This window comes from Oceanicola granulosus HTCC2516, from assembly GCF_000153305.1.
GTDB lineage: Bacteria > Pseudomonadota > Alphaproteobacteria > Rhodobacterales > Rhodobacteraceae > Oceanicola > Oceanicola granulosus.
Map to the genome: position 1 here is coordinate 306537 of NZ_CH724107.1, position 20832 is coordinate 327368.

Genomic DNA, 20832 nt, shown 5'->3' on the forward strand with positions numbered 1-20832 from the left:
AAAAAATCGTGCAAGTGCAAGACATCATGACATCTAAGCCGACCTGCTGCGGGCCCGAGAATTTGATCCAGGACGTGGCAAAAGTCATGACAGAAAATTCCATCGGCGCCATCCCGTTGATCGACGATGACGGGCGGCCGGTCGGTATCGCTACGGACCGAGACATCTGCTGCCGCGCTGTTGCAGAAGGAAAAGGCGCAGATACCAAGGTATCAGACGTGATGTCGGAGAAAGTCGTAACGACCTCCCCCGACGAGGAGCTCGACAACTGCTGCAACAAGATGGAAGATGACCTGCCCCCCGCTGGTCCCTCAGTCTGATGTAGAGTTTGCGGGTTCGAGATTGGTAGTCTGGGCGGTCGTTCTGGGCAAGCGCGCCGGGCGCGGAGCCCTCAGATTGCTCAAGTGTCCGGCGCGCTTCGAGCGGGGTCTGGTTCCCGAGCGAGGAATGCGGCCTGACCGCGTTGTAATCGTAGCGCCAGAGCGCCAGCTTCCGGCGGGCGTCCTCCAGAGTAACGAAGATCTCCTCATACAAAAGCTCGTCGCGCAGGCTGCCGTTGAACGACTCGATGAAGGCGTTCTGCTGCGGCTTGCCCGGGTCGATGTAATGCCAGGGCACCCCGTTCTTGTCGGCCCACTTTAGGATGGCGCGGCTGGTGAACTCGGTGCCGTTATCGCTGACGATGCAAGCGGGCGTTCCGTAGATCCGCACCAGCGCATCCAGCTCGCGGGCGACGCGGGCGCCCGAGATGCTGGTGTCGGCGGTCAGGCACAGGTTCTCCCGGCAGCAATCGTCGATCACCGCCAGGATGCGGAACTTGCGCGAGGCGCCGAAGCTGTCGGCCAGAAAGTCGAGCGACCAGCGGGCCTTGGGATGCGCCGCCTCCGGCATCGGCGTGCGTGACCCACGGGCCCGCTTGCGCCCGCCCCGTCGCTTCACTGACAGTCCCTCTTCTCGGTAGAGCCGATACAGCTTCTTGTGGTTCATGAGCATGCCCTTGCGCTCGAGCAGGATGCCGATCCGGCGATAGCCGAACCGGCGCCGCTTCCCGGCGATCTCCTTCATCTCTTCGTGGATCTCGGGGCAGTCCGGCGGGCGTGTGCGCCGGACCGTTTTGGGATCGACACCGACAAGCTGGCAGGCCCGGCGCTGCGAGATATCATGGTCCCGCATTGCCCTGAGCGCCGCCTCTCGCCGCCTGGTCAATGTCGTCAGTTCTTTCCCAGCAGATCCTTTAGGACGACATTGTCGAGCATAGTGTCGGCCAGCAGGCGCTTGAGCTTGGCGTTCTCGTCTTCCACCGCCTTCAGCCTGACCGCCTCGGAAACCTCCATGCCGCCATACTTGGACTTCATTTTGTAGAACGTCGCCGGACTCAGGCCGTGCCTGCGGCACACCTCTGCCGTCGGCATCCCGGCCTCCTGCTCCTTGATCATTCCGATTATCTGCGCCTCGGTGAAACGGCTCTTCCTCATTCGTCTGCTCCTTCGCGGTTGAGCAAACTCTACATCAGACTGAGGGACCTCGCGGGGGGCAGGTCAAATCGATTGAGGGAGCCGCCGCGTAACTTGGACACCGTGGCGCGTGCATTGTCGGTAGCCTCCGCGAAGGAGAACCCGAAGTCGACCGGATCGAAGGGTGCCTTGGCGAGGGTGTCGAGGGCTTCGTAGATGTCGGTCGGGTTCATGGGTCTCACTCAAATAAGGGCGTCTTCACTGGATATTGGCCGGTGGGTGCCGAGCCAAAATCGGGTCAGCCGGAAAACAGCTTCGGGATGTCGGCCAAGTCCATGGCTCGGGATGAATGTGCAGTGTCGGCAAGAGCGCCCAGGAAGCGCCTGTCCGCGGTGATCAGCCGACGATCCGTGCGCTCTGCGAGAGCCAGATAGACGCAGTCATAGACAGGGTGCCGTAGCTCGAGGGCGAGCTCCAGGGCGCGGCGCTCGAGCATGTCGTCGGCATCTATGATCGTGACAGGTGCGGTCTGGAGGAGCAGGAAGAGGTCGACCGCCTGGGGGCCGGTCACGGTCTGTCGCGCGGCGATGGTGCGCAGGACATTCGCGGCTTCGATCCGGAGAAGGGCGGGCGCCACCATGTCGGCGTTCTGAAGAAGGTCGGCTTCGTCACTGCCCTCTTCGTCGATCACCCACTTGATCGTGACGGAAGTGTCGACAACGAAGCCCGCCCTTGTGGTCATCTGATCTCGTCTCGATCCCGGTCGGCGCGGAGAAGCTCCGTGGTTGTGGGCGCACCCGAGACGAGCTTCATGCGCCGCGATCGGGCTTCCGAGAAGAAGTCGGCATTGCGGGCAGGGCCCAAAGCCTCCTCCAGTATCTTGCGATGCTCCGCTTCGGCAGAGCGCCCAGCCTTCGCGGCGCGCTCCTTGAGGGCCGCGGCAATCGCATCATCGACATTTCGGACCGTAAGCTGAGCCATGCTTCCACCGGTTGCTTGCATATTGCAGGCAATATGATGGCGCATCATCTGTCAATCAAGAAGAAAGACAGACAGGCAAAGGGTGCGGAGGTGTCAGCTCTTGTTGGGGTCGGTGCTCTTCTTTGGCCGAGACAATGCGGTATCGATATCCATTCGGGGCTGGCGACGCTTCGGAAGGCCCTGGGTGGTGATGTCGAGTGGCGGCCCGCTTCTGGCCAGACGCGCATGCATTTCCTGGCCGGTCGCAAATCCGGGTCTTCGTCCTTCGTGCGGCCTGTCCTGGGCCATTGCCTCCTCCTCGTATCTCGTTGACCCTACACCAGGTCGTAGATCGCACATAGCGCGCCTTTCGGCCCTTAGCTGCCGTTGAAAGATCGCGCAGCGAAAGGCTGCTGCTCGTTTCAGAACATCGAGCCGATATCGGAGGCTCCCGTCGGATAGGCCGCGGGCATCGACTTCACCTGTGCCGCCGTCAGCCCCAACTTGATCGCCAGTGAGAAGACATTGATCAGCTCGGCGTAGTCTGGGCCGAACATGTGCGCGCCGAGAACCTTGCCATCCTTGCCGGTAATGACCTTCGCGCCCGCATGGCTTTCGCCAAGCCGCTTCTGCGAGAACCAGCCCGAGGTGTCGGTAAAGCTGACATCGACATCGCCCCTTTCTCGCGCCTCCTCCTCGAGGAGACCAACCCGGGCCAACTCGGGGATGGTAAACACGACGCTCGGCACGCCGGTGTAGTCGGGCTCGGTCCGCTTGTCCTTCAGCATGTTCGAGGCTGCGATCTTGCCCTCGAAGACCGCCACGGGGGTTAACGGCTTGCCGGGGGAAGCGGCGGCGTCGCCAGCCGCGAAGATGCGCGGGTTCGACGGCGATTGCAGCCAAGGGGTGACCTTCACGCCGCCGCGCTCAGTCTCGATGCCTCCGGCGGCGAGGTCGAGGTGGTCAATGGCGGGCACCCGGCCCGCGCCGTGGACAAGGAGGTCGGCCTCGATGGCATGGTTCTCGTCCCCCCTCCGGTAGACCACGCGGTGCCCAACATCCTTATCCTCGACCTGCTCGATCGCCGCCTCGGCCACGATCTCGATCCCTGCCGCGCGGCTGCGCTCGATCAGCATGTCGACAAGATCGGGGTCGAACATCTTCAGCTGCCGCGCGCCACGGTCGAGGATCGTCACCTCCGCCCCCGCCCGCGCCGCAATATGGGCGAACTCGAAGGAGATGTAGCCGCCGCCTACGAAGACAATCCGGCGCGGCAGCTCGGCGAGGTTCAGGAAGTCGGTGCTGTCGACCAGCTTTTCGGCGCCGGGAAAGTCCAGCGGCCGCGGCTTTGCTCCTGTAGCGATCAGCGCGTGGCGGAAGCCGATCTCGCCATGACCTTCGATCTCGATCCGGTCTTCGGCAATGAAGCGGGCGCGGCCATGCAGCGTTTGCACCCCGGCCTCCTTCAGCCCGCTTTCCATGTTCTCGGGCACCGGGTCAGTGAAGCTCTCCTTGTGCTTCATCAGCGCCGGCCAGTCGATACGGGTCTCGCCCGAGATGCCTTTGCCGGTCAGCCGCTGCGCGGCCTCGACCGCCTCGGCCCCGGCGCGGAGCATCTTTTTCGGGTCGCAGCCCCTGAGCGCGCAGGTGCCGCCGTAGGGAAGCTCGTCGACAATGGCGACCGACCAGCCGGCCTTGCTGCATTTCTTCGCGGCGTTGATCCCGGCCATGCCGGCGCCGATGACGATCAGGTCAAGTGTTTCGGTCATACATGCTCCTCGTTTCTCAAGTGTTGGGCTGGGGGTGCTCTGGGCTTTTCAGCGGTATCTGCCCATGAAGCGCTCGCTCAGCCGTCAGATCGCCGCGGTGCCCCCGCCGACCGCGAGGCCGAGCCATTGCCATCCCTCGCCGCCCAACGGCACCAGCCCGGTGCCGTGGCCCAGCACTGGCAACGTCATTGCCAGCAGATAGGGCCCGGTGTAGCGGCAATGGACACGCCCGCAGCGTCGGGCGTTGAGCAGGCAGGCCCCGCCCATCCAGACCAGCGCCAAAAGCCAGATCACCGTCTTGGGGCCATCGGACAGCGGGATCGCCAGAAGCATGGCACCGAGGGGCAGCCACCAAGCGATGAAAGAGCCGCTGACAGAGCCAAGGAGATCGCGCGAAGACTTGTCACTCATGGGTCACCCTGCGCAGCAACTTAGCGCGGCCACGTCCTTCTCGAAGGTCTGGGCGGCAAGCTTCAGCCCCTCCACCGTGGTGAGATAGGGCATGATCGTGTCGCCCAGCTCCTGGTAGGTGAGCCCCGCCTTGAGCGCCATCGCTGCCGTCTGGATGCTGTCTGCGCCCTCGGGGGCGAGGATCTGCGCGCCCAACAGCCGCTTGCTGCCTACCTCCGCCACCAGCTTGATCAGCCCGCGCGTGTCTCGAGCGGCGAGCGCGCGCGGCACGGCGTCGAGCGGCAGGACCGAGGTGATCACCTCGTGCCCGGCGGCCCGGGCCTGCGCCTCGCTCAGCCCCACGCCCGCCACCTGCGGGTCGGAGAACACCACCCAGGGCATTGTGCCATTGTCATAGCTGCGCGCTTCGCCCGCCACCGCGTTGCGGGCGGCGAGCTTGGCGCCATAGGCCGCCATGTAGACGAACTGGTCACGCCCGGTGACGTCGCCCGCCGCCCAGATATCCGGGTTGGCGGTGCGCATCTGCGCGTCGACGACGATCCCGCCACGCGGGTCAGTTTCGATCCCGGCGGCGCCGAGGTTCAAGCGATCGCTGTTGGGCACCCGGCCGGTAGCGAGCAGCAGCCGTTCGGCGTCGAAGCTCTCTCCGCCCGTTCCGGTCAGGCGGACACTGCCGCCGTCGCGCGCCACGCTCTCATAGCCACTGACCCGCGCCAGGCGGATACCTTCCTCGGACAGGTAACCCTCCAGCGCCTCGGAGATCTCGGGCTCGGCTTCCGGTAGCACGCCGCGGCGGCTGATCAGCGTCACTTCGACACCAGCGCGGACGAAGAGCTGCGCCAGCTCCACACCGATGTAACCCGCCCCAACGACCAGCATGGAGGCGGGCAGCGTGGTCAGCTCCAGCGCCGAGGTGCTGTCGAGGGCGTCGACCGCCTCGATGCCGGGGATCGCCGGCACATGCGGGCGGGCGCCGGTCGCGATGACGATCTTCGCCGCCGGAAAGACATCGCCGTCCACGGTGAGCTGGCCCGCGTCGTCGAACCGAGCGTGGCCCTCGACGTGGTCGATGTTCTCGTGCCGGGGCAGGACGTCGGCGTATTTCGCCGCGCGCAACTCCTCCACCAGCGCCTGCTTCTGCGCCACCGTCGCGGCCCAGTCGGTGACGCGGGCCCCGGCCTCGATGCCGTCGAACCGGTTCGCAGCGCGGGCATGGTGCAGTCCCTCGACGGCGCGGATCAGCGCCTTGGAGGGCACGCAACCGACGTTGACGCATGTGCCGCCGATGGTCCCATCGCCGATCAAGGCGACCCGCGCCCCGGCTTCGGCGGCGGTGATCGCGGCCGAGAATCCCGCCGAGCCGGCGCCGATCACGGCGAGGTCGTAGGCGCCGCCCTTGGGGGTGCAGCAATCTCTCATGTCAGTCTCTCTTCAGTTGATGCGTTGGCGCCGCCAAAGCGCGTAGAGGGTGATGCCGAGGAACAGCGCAAGTGCCGGTAGGAGCACGAAGTCGAGCCAGCCAAGCACGGCCGACAGCCCGACCGCGCCCAGCAGGATCACGAGGATCGGCGTGAAGCAGCACAGCGCCGCGATGACAGTGCCGATCAGCCCGTATTTCAGAAGGCGGTCGTTTTTGCCCGAGGATGTCTGGGGTTGGGTCACGATCTGCCCTCGGCAACGAGTGACGCCCCGTAGCCGACGCCGGTCACGGCAGCGACCATAGCTTCGGGTTCAATGACGGCGTCGTCATATTGCAGCAAGTAAGTGCCGTCCTCAGCCTCGCCCTCGAAAAACTCAGCGATCCGGACGCTCTCTACCTTTTTCAGAGCGGCGGCGACGATGTAGCTGCATGAGGGGCAGGTCAGCCCGGTGACATGCAGACGGGTCTCGGCCTCGCCGGCCAGCGACATTGTAGGGGCCAGCATCAGAGCTGTGGCAAGAAGGGTTCGTTTCATCGGAATCTCCTTATCAGTAGGTGAGAATGCGCGGGGCTACATAGGGAAAGGCCAAGGCGAGCAGCACGACGGCCAGCGCGCCCCAAAGACTCGCCCGCATCACGCCCCGGTCCACCGGCCGGGCGCAGGTGCCCGTGTCGCAGACGTCCGCAGGCACGGGGCGATAGGCCTTCCAGAAACCATAGCCGAGCGCGGCGGCAGCGAGGGAGAAAGTCACCCATTTGTAGGCGTAGAGAGCGGTCAGCTGGCCGATGAACACGCCAGTCACGCCAAGGCTGACAAGCACCAGCGGCAGGACGCAACAGGAGGTCATTGCCAATGCGCCGAGCACCCCGGCGCCGGTGGCGGCCCATCCCGACCTGTCCGGATGGTTTTGTGCCTGTCGCTCGGTCTCAGTCATCTCGCTCATCGCTTCACCGTGGTTGTCGCTTGATGACAGGCAAGATAGGGTCTGTAGCAACTACAGGATCAAGGGGTTTTCTTATGTCTGACGATCACGCCGTCGCGAGCGATCTGAAGCGTTCAGATCTCGCGCGCCTGACTGGATGCAATCTCGAGACGATCCGATACTACGAGAACGTGGGCCTGATGCCCGATCCGCCGCGCACGGCGTCGGGCCATCGCCGCTACGGCTCACCTCATGTGGAACGGCTGAACTTCGTGATGCGCGCCCGGGATCTTGGTTTCACCATGGAAGAGATCCGCGGCCTGCTGTCCCTGGTCGATCGCGGCAGCCATACCTGCGCCGAGGTCGAGCGGGTGGGACGGCACCATCTCGACGTCGTCCGCGACAAGATCCGAGACCTTCAGGCGATCGAAACCGTTCTCGCCGGAACCATCGCACGCTGCACTGGCAGCGATACCCCTGACTGCCCGTTGCTCGATGTTCTCAGCGAGGGCCAGGCCGTTCCAGAACGGGTAGCAAGGACATCCGAATAGCTGCCATTCATGCGAGATGCAGCGAAAGACCGGTATCCGCCCTTAGTGCCGGACGGTTCGCGGCCGCAGCGAACGACGCCCAGGACCAGTAGGCTCTCTCTGCCCTCTCCGTGGCTGAGCTCGGACACCTCGTCCAGCAACCTGCGCGATCCGCCGCTCTCAGATCCTCGTCACGTTTCAACCAGCCAAGCAGCGGCATGGCCCGTCCCCCATGCGGCCCCCCGGGCCATGGATCTTGGCACCGGATCTTGTTCGCTCTGGCTTCGACCCATGTAATTCGGCTGGCCCTCGACCGAGAAACCTATCCTTTGAACGGGGGAACGGCCGCCCGAATGGGCGGCCGCCTCCCGGCGCTGTCCTCGCCTTACTCTGCCGGTTCTGGTGACGAGGTAGCCATTATGTCCGAGACGGCCGCACGAATGTCGGCCTTGTTGTCCGGATTGCGCAGTTCAGCGAGTAGGCGGTCAAAGCCGGTGGACTCGCGACCAAGCCGATCGACCTCTGCTCGAGCGACTCTTAGCTCTTCCTGAACGTCGGCCAATTGCCTCGCAAGCGCGTCACGCTCTTCCTCGATCCTTATGCGAGCTTTCTTCTCGTCGGCGAGATCGCCTTCAAGTTCGGCGACGCGATGCTGCGCAATGCGCTTGTCGGCGCGCAGTTCCTCGCACGACTTGTCCGCGATGCCTTGAGAAGCCGCGTGCTGGCGGGCCACCACCAGCTGCAATTTGCGCCCCGCAGCCGCGACAGCGGCGTCGACGGCAGATGCGATGCCTTCGGGCAGAGACTTCAGGAGCGCAACATTTTCGGCTTCCGCAAGCTCTGCATGGACGGTATCAACCAAGGCCTCGAGGGCCTCTTTGCGGATCGTGCCGTTTACGCCGTGCTCTGTGCACAGCTTCTCCTTGACGTAAGGAGCGTCCAGCTTGGCCGCAGGTGTTCCGCCGGCGAGGCCGTCGGCGATGATCTGGTGCACGAGGTTGGGATCGTAACTGTGAGGGCGGCCGCCGGTTTTCGTCTTGTTCTTCACGGACTTTGTCATGGCAGGTTTGCCTTTCGGTTTGTCAAACCCGGTTTGACAAACCTGGGCTCAATGTTGCTTCTGTCATGAAGATTGGTCTCTTCCTCGCAAACAAAAAAACTTTTCTCCAGATTTCGGGGTAGGCGACTTGGCTGCACGCCTATGGCATCCAGTTAGGCATCCTCCTGATCTTCATCGGAAAACTGGCGAATAGAAAGCACACAGAGGCAGGCGAGAGCTTGGTGATTGCTGCCATACGTGCCAAGGCAGTGCATCGTCTTGCTACTCAGCCTCCTGCCATCGCAACATCGATCGGCTCCGAGGCCAATACTAACGACCCGGATAATGCCGCGGAGGCGTGCCCATGACGCAGTGCTATTTTGCCGTCAGGCCTGGCCAGAGCTTCTTTGCCCAAGGCACCGCATCCTGGCTTGAGCACAAGACAATCGCTGGTGTGGGCTTGCCACCTCCAGCTCGGCGGAGGGAAAGGACAGAGATTGGCCATCCGTTCCTTGCTGCAATCCGCTTTGCCATACGCAGAAGCATGTGAGATGTCCGACCGCGCCGAAAATTTCGGGCAACATCTACAGAAGTGAAGTCCTTCGGCAGGTCTGCCGCGAGACCGGCCGCTGAAAGGCGTGTTCCCCGAACCGACTTACCCCGCGTCGCGCGCAGCGCCCGTTCCAGGCGAATGTATCCGGAAACATCGGCCTCTTGCTCAATCCCCCGTAGCACGGCTTCGAGAGGCACGAGCTGGGTAACCGGGAACCCCGGAAGAGGGAGGCTGCTCAGAACCACAACACGCTTCGGCTTGCTCGGACTTACGAGTCGAAGGCGTGCGATCGCCTGCAAGGTTTGGCATTCACGCATCTGTGAGAGAACGCGGCAAGCGCGAGGATCACTGTGGGTCCGACAACTGGTCTTGATTAGATCGTCGTTGTCCATCAGGTGCCAAGCCGGTCGTTCTGGCAGCATGAATGGGCCATTCGGGACCAGAGGTGTCTCGTCATCACCGAAAATGCAACGCGTCGCATCCTCGATTGCCGACGGTCGCGGTTGTAGACGACCAACGACAATGATTGTCGTGTAGCCTTCGAAGTCGTTCACGCCCTGGGTGCTTGGTCCAAACCATCGTGCTGACGCACCGCAGAGATCTTGGCGGAGGCCTTCTTCTACATCTTCGCCCACGGGCTGTCCTGCCTTTGCATGTAACGCCTTCAAGACCGCCTTGGTCGCAACAAGCAAGACGCCACCGCCCTGAGCTCGATCGACCTCCCGGGCTACAACATCGAGAATAGCGGCTTGCCGTTTCGGCCCATGTTCCGGGTTCAAGAGCCAACTGTTTGACAGGTTGCGATCCGCAATCTGGATTACATTCGCCTTCGGCTTCACTTCGATTTGGCGGATCTGGGCCCCTGGAGCAATCCTCTCCACGATCTCGTCATCGATGTCCGCGTCGAGCAAAAGAACCGGTGCATCTCGCGGCACGAGAGCCAAGGCATGAAACTTGATAAACTGGCGAGCTTCACCGCGTTCGAGTTCATCGCAATAGCTCAGGCGGATTGACGATGCAGGAAGGCGCTCGCCAATCTCTTCGAAGACCCGCTGACGAAGCCGTGAGGCCCTGAAGTCGGTCAGCTGAAATACAGAGAGCTTCTGCGCAGCCTGCTCATCCGAGTCCCACGGTCGTATATCGAGGGCGACCCGTGACGCTGCCTCTTCCTTGCTGAGATTCTTGAGCGCCTGATCCCCGATTTTCGCATCTGCGAGGGTCTCGGCAAGGGGTGCGCCGGTTTGCAGAGCATGTAGGATCGCCGAGCGCGCCTTGTTCAAGCCAGGTCTCAGAACGTGGGAGAAACCTAAGGCCGGGGCTCGCATGAAATTCTCGATAGATATCGGTATCGTCTGTGACAAGGTCGGCCAGACCTTCTCGTCGATTATGCGGAGGACCACGGGGTGGTTCTGGTCAATTGGCGGACGAGCTTTCAAATAGGCGTGCGAGAGAAAGTAGACTTTCGCACCCCCCTCCGATTTCTGGGCCAGATACGGGCATCGGGCTGCACATGGCGCCTCGTATGCGGTCCCGTCCTCCTGCTCAGCGTAGCACATCGCCTCCGTAAGCGACGGAACAAGTCCCTCCAGCCGCGCTGCCAGTTCATGCCGATCGCACATCCTGTGGCCGATGCGAGAAGGATCAGCGGCTTGGCGACCCCGCACGACGGCAGATGGAATACCGGGGGCGATCTTGCGGAAGTCCGCGCAAGCGCGGGACGCAAGCTCGAGTGTCGGTGTGTGAACAAGAACATGCCCTTGAGCGAGTAGTCGCTCCGCATGGTGCGCGAGGGCATTGAGTGCCGCTCCCGTCTTGCCGGTTCCCGCCGTGACTTTCACGGCCAAGACTGGCTCCGGGTCCTCGGTGTTGTGCGCTTCCACGGATTGCGCGACGAAGTCCTCTATCAGGCGGGCGAGATCCCGCCGCGCGTCATCGACATCCCTCCAGGACGGGATTGATCTGCTTAGGTCGAACTTTGGTGACTGGTCCACTCGGTGCTCCTTCGTTTGGAAGGAACTGGGTCGAGGTGCTGTCGCGGAAAAATTTGCTGCGTCGTGCTGCCCTGTCCCCTGTCGCAGCTACAAAGGTGTTGTCGCTCAATTGAAGATATCAATTGGCAGAGCACACCTTTGCAGCACCGACGCGTTTTTTGCCGGCCGCATTGGGGACTATTTCCTTCTCAGGTCCAAAGTGAGGAGGAAAAAATGCTGTCGGTTGAGGAAGTTGCTAAACACTACGGTCTGCGTCCCGACACGGTTCGGCGCAAGATCCGGGCCGGTGATATCGAGGCGATCCGCATCGGCCGGGTCTTCCGTCTCGCCTGGCCGGATGTGTGGGCCTGCGAGGACGGACCGATGCCGAAACGCTCTCGGATTACTCGCTACCAGGATGACCTGCTTTGCAAGAAGCGGATTGCCGGGGCACTCCGCGTCAGCGTGCGCACCGTCGAGCGGTGGATTGACGATGGGATGCCCACGCGCCGCGTCTTCGGTGCCGTGCGCTGCAACCCTCATGACGTGACCGACTGGCTGAAGCTGCGGGGCGTCGATCTTCCCGTGGGATGGTGGACGTGACCTCGCCTCTCGGTCGCACAGATGGGACAGGGATCATCCCGACACGAGCGGGGCGACCCCGGCTGTCGCACATCCGTCCCCGAACATAAATCGGCGTTATGTTTGGGGGCGATCCTGCGGAACGCGGGAAAATCACGACAGACTGTGCGAGACGCTCCGCCGGGCGCGATCTCCTGAAGGGACCGAACGAGGTCCATGGCTCGGGCCACACGAGCCGCCTTTCCGCGTGAAGGCGGCCCGAGAGGCCCCACCCCTGGAGATCGAAAAGATGAAACACGACTGCACACTGACCAACGCCGCCCCGCCGATGTTCTCTGAGTTTCTGGACTGGGCGAAGGAGGCCGACGAGAGCCGCGACACCGTTTATGAAATCGAGAAGGTCGCCACGCGGCTCGACCTGACCAAAGAAGAGTTGGATCTCATTCCGGCAGAGCTTGGCTATTTCGAGAAGGTGATCGCGGTTTCGCCCTACGGTGCGGTGTCCCGCTCGAAGAACCTCGAGCAAGCCCGCAACCGCGGGAATTCCCGTGTCCGTTCGGCCCTGCAACGATTTCTCGGAGCGCGCGGCCATGTCACTTCGAACGCGGACATCCAGACGAGTTACGACAAGGCGATCGCGTTCATCGAAGAGAATGAGGGATTCGTCGACCGTAGCGCGCTCTTTTCGACGAGCACGCACAAACCGTTCCTTCTGGTCCGGGCGCGGGCTCGCCTTGCCCTGCCGCACCTCGACCAGGAGGAGTTCGACCGTCTCTGGCACGACGCTACTCCCGATGGGCGTAAGACCCTGCGGAAATTCGCACAGCGCATTACTGCGCTCCGACGCGGCCACAATTCCTGGCCGGAGCTTGCGGACCTGCTCCCGCCCGAGGACTTCATCGTTCCGGCCGCGTCGGACCGGGCGCGGCGTATCGTGTGGCAATCACTGCCGGCATCCTTTCGCGCGGATGCCGAAGACGTGTTTCGGCAGACTTTGCGCCAGCCGGCGGACCTGAAGGCGTGGGCGAAGGAGCAGATAAAGCTCGGCCGGACTGCTGTCGAGGTCGACAAAGAGATTGCAGAGCGCGTGGGCAAGAAGGATCGCCCGCCCAAGAACATCGACTCGGCGACGGCCGGCTACCGGCAAGCCACAACCTGGCTTCTGCGCGAAAGCTACTCACCCGAGGCCGGTTTCGCCGGCCTTGCGGCGCTGCGCGATCTTTTCACCACCGATGCCTTGGAGGCCGCATGCGACGCTCAGATCGCGCGAAGCGCATCGACCGTGTCTCTCAAGGATGCGGACGAGAGCTCGACCCTCTGGTCACGTATTACAAATCTCACGACCGTCGCCAGACACGGTCTGCGCGATCCCGAGATCTTGGCCCGGATCGGTCTCGTCCGCTTGTTCTACGCGGACTATATTCTCTCGCCCGACGAGATGACCGCAGATGCGGAGGCTATATGCGACCGGTTGCGCAAATCTCCGCAGCTTGCGGCCGCATTCGTGCATGCGCCGGCGCGCCTCGCTGCCATTTCGCACAGGGAGCTTGAGGCTGCGTCGAGCACATTCGCGATGGAGCGCGGTCTGCGCCTCTCTGCCTGTGCCGCAGCCTACGCCGTTCAGGTCAGCCGAGCGCTACGTCCGGCCAATCTCTTTATGACCCGCCGCAAGGCGACTCCGGGTTGCCCACGCAACCTGACTTGGATTGTCGACGGAGAGCATGCCGAGATCCGCTTCTCGGGGGGCGAAGTGAAGAACGGCCAGAGTGTAATCGTGAACGTGCACGGCGAGGACGCCCAAGTCTTGTGGCAATGGGACCAGGTCGACCGGCCGAAGCTCATTAAGCTCCGCGGCATCGAGCCATCCCCGTATCTCTTTCCAGGCACCGCCAGTCCAAGGTTACGTAAATCAGGACTGAACTTGCCGACGGGATGCATGTCCGTCGCGTCGATCATGGAGCTCTGGGACCTCGGCGACCGGCAGCTGGGCCTCGGACTGACGCCGCATCAGTGTCGCCACGCGCTCGCGACGCTGATGCTCGCGGTCCGGCCGGGCGATTTCGCGAATGTCGCCTCGGTTCTTGCGAACACAGAACAAGTCGCGCGCCGTCATTACGGCAAGGACAGCGGCGAGGCCGCGGCGGTGGCCGTGCGCGAGTCCTTGCTCGCGCAGCATCCCGACGTCTTTGCGCGCATGCAACGAAGGACATGACATGAAGCTCGATCTCTCTAAGGTCCTCAAGGATGCGCCTGCGGCTGTGAGGCGGGCGATGTCTGACGACGCTCAGCATCTCGAACCAGGCGCAGCGCAGGTCATGGGGCGCTTCTGGTCGGCTGTCCGCGCGGTCAGGGGCGACCTGTCGATGCCACCCGCGGAGGCTTACCGCGCCGCCGCCGCTTCTGAATCGACATTCCGCTGTCTGCTACGTGCCCTGAGTGCATATGCGCCTCACCTGTCCACCGCACCCGCCAAGCGCGTCAGCGAAGAATGGTATGCCCGGCGAAAGAAATCGTCTGCAAAGGCTGCCTCGAATGCGTCGAAGCCCGTGGGGGCCGACTGGCCTGCATCTTGGCAGCAGCTAAAACGGGAATTCGATGCCGCACCGATGGCGGTCAGCACCCGGAAGCGCTACTTCGCCAGCATCGATCGATGCGCCGCAGTCGTCGCCGAGGGCTTGGCTTCGGAGAGGCACGGGTTCGTTGCAGCCTGTGAACTGGCTGAAGCGTTCATGTTCCATCCCGACGAAACCCGGCGCGTGAAGCCGGTCACCGCCGCCAACTACATCGCCGGTTTGATCGCCCTTGGCGCCAAAGGTGGGGTTGCTGAGGAGAGCCTGACTGCAATGCGGGTCATCTGGCGGGACCTGCGGGATCAGGCCGCGCTCGACGAGAAGGACAAGTATGAGCGGCTATCGGAACTGATGGAGAGAGGAGGGTATGCGCACGTCGCGGACAGGATCGGCGAACTCAGAGCGCGCGCGCAAGATCTGCCCGCGCATAGTGCGGCTGGACGGCGTTGCATGCAGCAGGCCGTCGTCTGTGCCGTCATTCTCAACAAGCCGCCGCGGAAGGGCGACCTCGTTTCGTGGCGGTTCGGTGAAGAACTTGTCCGTGAAATGGACGGGACCTGGCGCGCCGAATGGGACCAGGAGAAGACAGGAGGCACCACGGAGACCGGAGCTATCTGGCCGGAGATCTGCGACATCCTGGATGAGTGGGTTCTCGGCGGTCGTCCCGAGCGTCTCGTTCATGTTCGTTACAACGAACTCGTTGGCCAGAACTGGCTTTCGCTCAATTACACCCAGCCCTATCGCAACCTTCCCACCGAGCTGACGACGGCCGCGATTGGCGTTCCTTCCCACGACCTGCGAACTTTGGCTGCGGATTACATGAGACGTCATGATCCGGCACACGCCGCTGATGTCATCGCCACGCATCTTGGGCACGCCGACCGCCGGTCGACCGCACCCTATCGCGCCGAATGTGGTGGGGCAGCGTCACAAAAAATCTGGAGCCAAGTGCGAGAGATTGTCTCGGCGCAGTCGGTCCGCTGATACAGAGGCGGGGCCCCGCTGCGCCGTCGAGCCGTGCTCAAAGCGACCGAGGCGGCTTCACCATAGCTCAGTAAATTCTGTGCACTGAAGTGCAGCATCAGGACATGGTGGCCGGCAGAAGGCAGCTGTGGATCGTGCAGCTGTTGACCGCGCCCGGTTCGGAGGGCGCGGTCAACGCCCGCACGTCGAAAAATCAGAAGATACACCCGGAGGCTTCACGATTTCGGACCGGAAGCGCGGTCCGCACTTGACCCGAGCCACTGGAGGCTTGGGAATTCTCGAAGGAGATCCCTGATATGCACCATGATATCAAAAACGACATGCGCGCCACGCTTCTGGCCGCAGAAATCCGTCGCCAGTTCATCGCCTGGCTCAAGGCCGATGGTGATCGACTTGTCGCGGCGGCTGACCTGCTTGGTGGGGCGCCTTGGGCGGCCAAGGCTCAATCGGCGATCGATGCCTTGGCCGATCAATCGAAGCCTGAGGAGATCGAAGACGACCTTATCGCATTGCATCGCCTTCTGATGCTGGACTTCACCGATGACCTCGATAGTCCGGAAGCGATTTGCTTCATCGGGCTACATCCAGATGATCCACGCGCCGACGACGCCCGGCTATGTGCCGAAGCTCTCGAGCGCGGCCTAAAGGCTTTGCGGGCCTGCGCCGCCGCGGCAATCGGGGAGGCAGCATGATGGACCTCATTGCACAACGCGTTGCCGACGCGCTTCGGCAGGCTCGCGTCGTCGGGAAATGCCTCGACGAGAAGATCATTCCGATGCTCGAGACAAGGGATCGTGCTTTCGCTGGCAACATCAGCCGGCGGATCGCGGCACGCGATATCGTGAGCGAGAAATTCCTCCGGGATCTGGAGGCCTTCACGCTGCGGATCGAGCGAGAGGTTGAGGAGGGGACGACGCTCATTTGGCGAGGGCACGAGCATGACCCGGACTGTGGTTATCACGCACCTGTGCGGACCGCCCGGGCGGGCGGCCTTCAGCACTTCCAGGCGGAGCTCGTCGACCTCGCCAGTGAAGTAGAGGGCGCCCTGAATGCGGCCTATGCCTTGGAGATAACCAGCGCGCTCTTAGCCCAATGAGCCCCACGGCGCGTCTCCGGGCGCGTCGCCTTGACGGAGCGAAGCTGCCCTCTCTCTTGGATGGGATGACTGTAAGCACAGGTGCAGGTGCGATCTGTTTTTCTGTTGCTGGAGCCGGCAGGCGATTGACCAGAGGCCATCCTTCCCTGCGGTCACGACCAAGCTAATTGCCTCAAATTCAGTTTACGACGCGCACTGCGGTATCTGCGACCCAGGGTAACCCTGGCCAAAGAGCCACTGAATCTATGCCGTTAAGAGACACGAAAGCCCCCCGCAGCAACGATTTCGCTTTGCCTGACGCCTATAGAGACATGGAATTCGAAGGTCGTGACTCAGTTTGTCAACTCCAAAGCTTCGCAAACTCTCTGTCAGCTTCAGCCGATCGCTGATCAAGAATGGTAGCGATATTCGCCACGCGAACGAGCTTTACGGACTTCTGTTTCCCGTCCGAGGTGAAGTATGGTAATCGGATCTCACCGGAGTCGATCTTGTCCTTCATGGTTTTCTCCGTATGCCCCCAAAGAGATCCGGCCTCCGCCAGAGGGATATACGGTCGGAAGCCGTAGTGTTTCAGAAGCAGTTCCGTAGTATCCATTTGAGCCTCCACATTAGGATACTCAGGATCTGGGTTCAGTCCGCATTGGCAAAAAATCACCCTTACGCAACGTCATGAATCGCCCCGGTTTCCTTGGAGGCTGATAAGTATGGGTCACGCTGCTTGTGGCTGCATGTCGATCAGCGCGTAGTAGACCGCGGCTACCGGGAAGCGGCAGATTGCGTTTGTCGCCTTCATCCCCTCCCTATATCCTGGCTCAATGAACCACTGCATGTGAGCCATCATGAATCACTTCGACCTGCCACTTCAGGAAGAGAGAGCACGGCTCTCAGCGGTGCGCAGGTATGCTGTGCTGGATACGCCCCCCGACGGTGCCTTTGATCGAGTCGCCAGATTGGCCGCGCGATTGCTGGATGTTCCAATCGCCATCATCTCGATCGTTGATGAGGACCGCATCTGGTTCAAGAGCCATGAAGGGCTGGACGGCGTGGAGGAAATTCCCCGGGACCCGGGGCTCTGCGCTTCTGCAATCCTGCAAGACGGCCCGTGGATTCTCAGCGACGCTTCCGTTGAGCCGGTGGCCCTTGCCAACCCGCTGGTCGCGGGTGAGTTCGGGCTCCGCTTCTACGCCGGTATCCCGCTCAGGACCCAGGATGGTTACGGCCTCGGCACGCTGTGCGTCATCGACAAGGAGCCGCGTGAGATCACGTCCGCGCAGACGGCGATCCTCGAGGAGCTGGCAGCCGTGGTCATGGACGAGCTCGAGTTGAGGCGCGAGGCGATCGACATGCACAAAGCGCTGCGGCGAGAGGTGCGGGAGAAGGAACTTCTCGCTGAGGAGGTCGAGCACCGGATCATGAACAGCTTGCAGCTCATCTCTTCGGTCGCGCGGCGCAAGGCGGCGCAGCATGACGGGGTGGTCGCAACAGAACTCAACGACATCGCCGCGCGCATTAGAGCCATCGCGCAGGCCAACCGGCATATTCAGCAGAGCCTACCCGGCCACTCGAAGCACGGGGATCTGGCACTATTTTTGGAGGTGCTGGGCCGTGAACTCTTCCCGCTGTGCCCCAAAGGCGGATTGATCGAGGTGGAATGTCCATCGCTTCAGCTGGACCGGGGCCAATTGGTCTCGTTGGGTCACCTTATCACCGAGCTCGTGTTGAACTCGGTCAAGAGCGGCGCTCAGCGTATCGGCCTTCAGGGTGATGCGACCGAAGGGCATCTGCGACTGCTGATCGACGACGATGGGCCCGGACTGGAGGAAGATTTCGACCCGCACAAAAGCAAGGGTCTTGGCATGGTCATTCTCCAGGCAATGGCACAGAAGCTTGAGGCCGAAGTAACCTGGGGGCGCAGCCCGGACGGAGGTGCTCGGTTCGCCGTGAAGCTGCCACTCACGCTCGACTCGACGAGCGATGACGGCCCCGGCGCAGCAGCCGAGTATCGCCGGGAGTGTAGCGACGGCATCCCTTCTCAGGCGCTGCGAGGCAAGGCGATTCCGCCCTCGGTTTCGCCCGTTCCCGAGCCGTGGCATCCTGCCTGGGAAAAAGGGAGCCGAAAGAATGGAGACATTCCATTATCTGATTGGGCAGGATACGCCGCATATCGCGTGGTGGCAGATGAGCCTCCGCGCCGTCATCATTTTTTTCTACGCGATCCTGCTCTACCGGCTTGCCCCGAGACGATCATTCTCGAACCTATCTGCTCAAGACATCGTCCTGACCGTGATCCTGGGATCGAGCCTGAGCCGCGCTTTGACAGGGAATGCCCCGCTACTACCTACCCTCGTCGCTACCGGCTTGTTGGTAGGCCTTTATGTCGGCGTCACAGCACTGGCACCGCGTTCGAAGCTGATCTCCCGCCTCGTCAAGGGACGTCCCATAACCCTTGTCCGCGATGGGAAGGTGGACCGGCAGGCTTTTCGGAGGGCTCATTTCGGTGAGAACGACATCACTGAGTTGCTGCGCCTGAACGGCTTGCGGGATCTTTTGGAGGTCGAGGAGGCCCATCTGGAACGCAATGGGCAAGTCAGCGTGATATCGAAGAATAGCGCCTGATATCGCGGCTGGAGGTGCAGGCCCCGTCTCGGGGACGGATGGGGGCTCCAAGGCCGGGGGTAGGTGTCCCCGGCCCGGTGCAGTCATTTGCCGTTGTGGCTATTCACGTAGCTCTTCACGAAGTCTTCCAGCTCCGGCGTGTCGCACTCGAAGCCCATTTCCTCGGCCTTGCGGATTACCTCATCGCCGGTCAGGCCTTGCTCGCAGCCGATGTGCATCATCACGAAGGCCCCGGACCGCTTGCCAGAGGCGCAGTGAACCAGCACCGGGGCCGGCAGGTCGGTGGCCTTTCGGCGGAAGTCATCGACAAGGTCTTCGGAGAGTTTCTCGCCGTCGACCGGATGATGCAGGAAGGTCAGACCGGCCTCTCTCGCCGCCTCACCTTCCTCCTGCGGCTTCATCTTCAGCTTCTTGTCCTCGTCATCGGTCTGCATGTTGATGAGCGACTTGAAGCCCTCCTGCGCGGCCTGCCGGACCTGATCGGCCTCGGGCGCGAACTTGGCGATCGTGAAGCGATCGTTGATCTGAACCGTATCTTGCATGGTGTTCTCCTTAACTCGGTTTCTCGACGTCGTAGCCAGCGGCGCTCCAGGCCTTCCAGCTACCCGGCACGTTGCACACCTGTTCGAAGCCGTTCTTCTTCAGCAGGCTGGCGGCGATCGAGGCGCGGAAACCACTGGCGCAATAGGTGGCGTAGGGGGTGGAGCGATCGAGGTTGTCCATCTCCTCCCGCAATTCTCCGAGAAAGGCGTGGCGGGCGCCCGGGACGTGCCCACCCTCCCACTCATCGGGCTTGCGCACGTCGAGCGGCTGCAAGTCATTCGCCTTGTGCAGCTCATGCACGGAAATTTGCGGGATCTGCGCGAACTCCCGCCCCGCTTCGCGCCAAGCCGCCATGCCGCCCGCGAGGTAGCCCCCGAAGTCGGTGAAGCCGGTGCGCCAGAGGAGGCGCAACACGTCTGGAAGCTCAGCATCCTCGTGTAGGACGAGGTAGATCGGTTTCTCTGGATCGAGCAACCAGCCGGCCCACACCGACAGCTCCGGCCGCGCGCCGATGTTCAGGCTTCCGGGCACGTGGCCCGCGCCGAAATCCATCATGTCGCGCACGTCGAGAAGTTGCGCGCCCCCCTCCGCCGCCTCCGCAAAGCGCTCCACGGTCATCGGCTCGATCCGCGGCAGGTTGCGCAGCACCTCCGGGCCCTTTGCGTTCACCCTCTTCATGCGCGGATAATGGGTCGGCACCGGAGGGGCGTCCCCCAGGATCGCCTTCTTGAACTTCTCCAGCTCCTCAATCTGGGCGTAGCTGTTGAAGCGCCGCTCATAGCCGATGGTCGAGGACATCCGGTCGCCGATGTCGGGCCCGCAGGCCGACCCCGCGCCGTGGCAGGGGTAGATAATGACGTCGTCGGGCAGCGCCATGAAGACATCTCGGACGGTGTGGAAGAGCTTCTCGGCCAGCTCCTCGGACTGGTCGTCGCCCAGGAGGTCAGGCCGGCCGACGCTGTCCACGAAGAAGGCATCGCCCGAGAGCACGCCCCACGGCGTCTCGGTGTCACCGTCGAAGAGCAGGTAGGAGACGTGCTCAGGCGTGTGGCCGGGGGTATATCGCGCCTTCATACGCATGCCGCCGAAGGTGAACTCGTCGCCGTCGCGCACGGGCTCATGCTCGAACCCGTATTCGGCCCCGCCCTCGGTGCTGACATAGAGCTTGGCCTGACCGCCGAGGCGGTCCACCAGCTCGCGCGCGCCGCTGAGGAAATCCGCATGGATATGGGTCTCGAAGACATGGGTGATGGCGAGGCCTAAGCGCCGGGCGGTCTCGAGGTAGACCTCCACGTCGGGGCGCGGGTCGACGACGGCGCAGGTGTGGGCCGAGTCGTCGCCGAGCAGGTAGGAGCATTCGGCGACGCCGTCGGCCAGTATCTGTTCGAAACGCAGGGTCATGACAGGTCCTC

23 protein-coding genes and 1 pseudogene are annotated in these 20832 nt (G+C 62.7%); 9 read left to right on the forward strand and 15 right to left on the reverse strand.

What is annotated here, in order from left to right; genetic code table 11:
* Window positions 1–26 precede the first annotated feature (26 nt).
* Window positions 27–320, forward strand: coding sequence for a CBS domain-containing protein (locus OG2516_RS19275; protein ID WP_245544294.1), 294 nt, complete (start codon window positions 27–29; stop codon window positions 318–320).
* A gap of 4 nt (window positions 321–324) precedes the next feature.
* Here the strand turns inward: OG2516_RS19275 and OG2516_RS01480 are convergent.
* The 10 genes and pseudogenes from OG2516_RS01480 to OG2516_RS01525 all read right to left on the reverse strand — a co-directional run.
* Window positions 325–1475, reverse strand: a pseudogene (locus OG2516_RS01480) (IS3 family transposase); the annotation flags it as partial.
* Window positions 1476–1504: 29 nt separating this feature from the next.
* Window positions 1505–1687 (reverse strand): hypothetical protein, encoded by a 183-nt coding sequence (locus OG2516_RS01490; protein WP_007253823.1) that lies wholly within the window; start codon window positions 1685–1687, stop codon window positions 1505–1507.
* Between the two features lie 65 nt (window positions 1688–1752).
* Window positions 1753–2196 carry a type II toxin-antitoxin system VapC family toxin gene (locus OG2516_RS01495; protein WP_007253824.1) on the reverse strand — a complete coding sequence of 148 codons (444 nt, stop codon included), beginning with the start codon at window positions 2194–2196 and terminating at the stop codon, window positions 1753–1755.
* Window positions 2193–2483: a FitA-like ribbon-helix-helix domain-containing protein gene (locus OG2516_RS19280; protein ID WP_245544263.1), complete on the reverse strand. Its 291-nt coding sequence runs from the start codon at window positions 2481–2483 to the stop codon at window positions 2193–2195. The genes OG2516_RS01495 and OG2516_RS19280 overlap by 4 nt, the downstream gene beginning before the upstream one ends.
* 353 nt (window positions 2484–2836) lie before the next feature.
* The gene (locus tag OG2516_RS01500; protein WP_007253826.1) at window positions 2837–4183 is read right to left on the reverse strand and encodes a dihydrolipoyl dehydrogenase family protein; all 1347 of its coding nucleotides are present in this window, start codon (window positions 4181–4183) and stop codon (window positions 2837–2839) included.
* Window positions 4184–4267: 84 nt separating this feature from the next.
* Entirely contained in the window at window positions 4268–4594 is a 327-nt protein-coding gene (locus tag OG2516_RS01505) for a hypothetical protein (RefSeq protein WP_007253827.1), read from the reverse strand.
* A gap of 3 nt (window positions 4595–4597) precedes the next feature.
* Entirely contained in the window at window positions 4598–6013 is a 1416-nt protein-coding gene (gene merA / locus OG2516_RS01510; protein WP_007253828.1) for a mercury(II) reductase, read from the reverse strand.
* Between the two features lie 12 nt (window positions 6014–6025).
* Window positions 6026–6256 (reverse strand): mercury resistance system transport protein MerF, encoded by a 231-nt coding sequence (gene merF / locus OG2516_RS01515; protein WP_007253829.1) that lies wholly within the window; start codon window positions 6254–6256, stop codon window positions 6026–6028.
* Window positions 6253–6549: a heavy-metal-associated domain-containing protein gene (locus OG2516_RS01520; protein ID WP_040614868.1), complete on the reverse strand. Its 297-nt coding sequence runs from the start codon at window positions 6547–6549 to the stop codon at window positions 6253–6255. Before OG2516_RS01520 ends, merF begins: the two co-directional genes overlap by 4 nt.
* Window positions 6550–6562: 13 nt before the next feature.
* Window positions 6563–6958, reverse strand: coding sequence for a mercuric transporter MerT family protein (locus OG2516_RS01525; RefSeq protein ID WP_007253831.1), 396 nt, complete (start codon window positions 6956–6958; stop codon window positions 6563–6565).
* Window positions 6959–7032: 74 nt separating this feature from the next.
* Between OG2516_RS01525 and OG2516_RS01530 the strand changes: the two genes are divergently transcribed.
* Complete coding sequence (locus OG2516_RS01530) at window positions 7033–7488, forward strand: MerR family transcriptional regulator (protein ID WP_007253832.1); 456 nt, start codon at window positions 7033–7035, stop codon at window positions 7486–7488.
* Window positions 7489–7852: 364 nt separating this feature from the next.
* Here OG2516_RS01530 and OG2516_RS19285 read toward each other — a convergent pair whose 3' ends face one another.
* Window positions 7853–8515: a hypothetical protein gene (locus tag OG2516_RS19285; protein WP_245544264.1), complete on the reverse strand. Its 663-nt coding sequence runs from the start codon at window positions 8513–8515 to the stop codon at window positions 7853–7855.
* Between the two features lie 366 nt (window positions 8516–8881).
* Entirely contained in the window at window positions 8882–11050 is a 2169-nt protein-coding gene (locus OG2516_RS19830; RefSeq protein WP_156799258.1) for a hypothetical protein, read from the reverse strand.
* 213 nt (window positions 11051–11263) lie between these two features.
* On the opposite strand from OG2516_RS19830, the gene OG2516_RS01540 reads away from it, so the two are divergent.
* From OG2516_RS01540 to OG2516_RS01560, 5 genes are all read left to right on the forward strand, one after another.
* The gene (locus OG2516_RS01540) at window positions 11264–11632 is read left to right on the forward strand and encodes a helix-turn-helix domain-containing protein (protein ID WP_007253834.1); all 369 of its coding nucleotides are present in this window, start codon (window positions 11264–11266) and stop codon (window positions 11630–11632) included.
* 268 nt (window positions 11633–11900) lie between these two features.
* Window positions 11901–13823 (forward strand): site-specific integrase, encoded by a 1923-nt coding sequence (locus OG2516_RS01545; RefSeq protein WP_148234703.1) that lies wholly within the window; start codon window positions 11901–11903, stop codon window positions 13821–13823.
* Between the two features lies 1 nt (window position 13824).
* A complete protein-coding gene (locus OG2516_RS01550; protein ID WP_009805208.1) occupies window positions 13825–15165 on the forward strand; it encodes a hypothetical protein in 1341 nt (446 codons plus the stop codon).
* 296 nt (window positions 15166–15461) lie between these two features.
* Entirely contained in the window at window positions 15462–15857 is a 396-nt protein-coding gene (locus OG2516_RS01555) for a hypothetical protein (protein ID WP_007253837.1), read from the forward strand.
* A complete protein-coding gene (locus tag OG2516_RS01560; protein WP_083788409.1) occupies window positions 15854–16261 on the forward strand; it encodes a hypothetical protein in 408 nt (135 codons plus the stop codon). Before OG2516_RS01555 ends, OG2516_RS01560 begins: the two co-directional genes overlap by 4 nt.
* A 340-nt stretch (window positions 16262–16601) precedes the next feature.
* Here the strand turns inward: OG2516_RS01560 and OG2516_RS19290 are convergent, their stop codons facing one another.
* Window positions 16602–16856 (reverse strand): pyocin activator PrtN family protein, encoded by a 255-nt coding sequence (locus OG2516_RS19290; RefSeq protein WP_009805206.1) that lies wholly within the window; start codon window positions 16854–16856, stop codon window positions 16602–16604.
* A 244-nt stretch (window positions 16857–17100) separates the two neighbouring features.
* On the opposite strand from OG2516_RS19290, the gene OG2516_RS20600 reads away from it, so the two are divergent.
* A complete protein-coding gene (locus tag OG2516_RS20600; RefSeq protein WP_007253839.1) occupies window positions 17101–18762 on the forward strand; it encodes a sensor histidine kinase in 1662 nt (553 codons plus the stop codon).
* A complete protein-coding gene (locus tag OG2516_RS20605; protein WP_245544265.1) occupies window positions 18725–18877 on the forward strand; it encodes a YetF domain-containing protein in 153 nt (50 codons plus the stop codon). The genes OG2516_RS20600 and OG2516_RS20605 overlap by 38 nt, the downstream gene beginning before the upstream one ends.
* 83 nt (window positions 18878–18960) lie before the next feature.
* On the opposite strand, the gene OG2516_RS01580 is transcribed toward OG2516_RS20605, so the two are convergent.
* Together OG2516_RS01580 and OG2516_RS01585 are read right to left on the reverse strand one after the other, a co-directional pair.
* The gene (locus OG2516_RS01580) at window positions 18961–19419 is read right to left on the reverse strand and encodes a protein tyrosine phosphatase family protein (protein WP_007253842.1); all 459 of its coding nucleotides are present in this window, start codon (window positions 19417–19419) and stop codon (window positions 18961–18963) included.
* Window positions 19420–19429: 10 nt separating this feature from the next.
* Entirely contained in the window at window positions 19430–20821 is a 1392-nt protein-coding gene (locus OG2516_RS01585; protein WP_007253843.1) for an MBL fold metallo-hydrolase, read from the reverse strand.
* Window positions 20822–20832 lie beyond the last annotated feature (11 nt).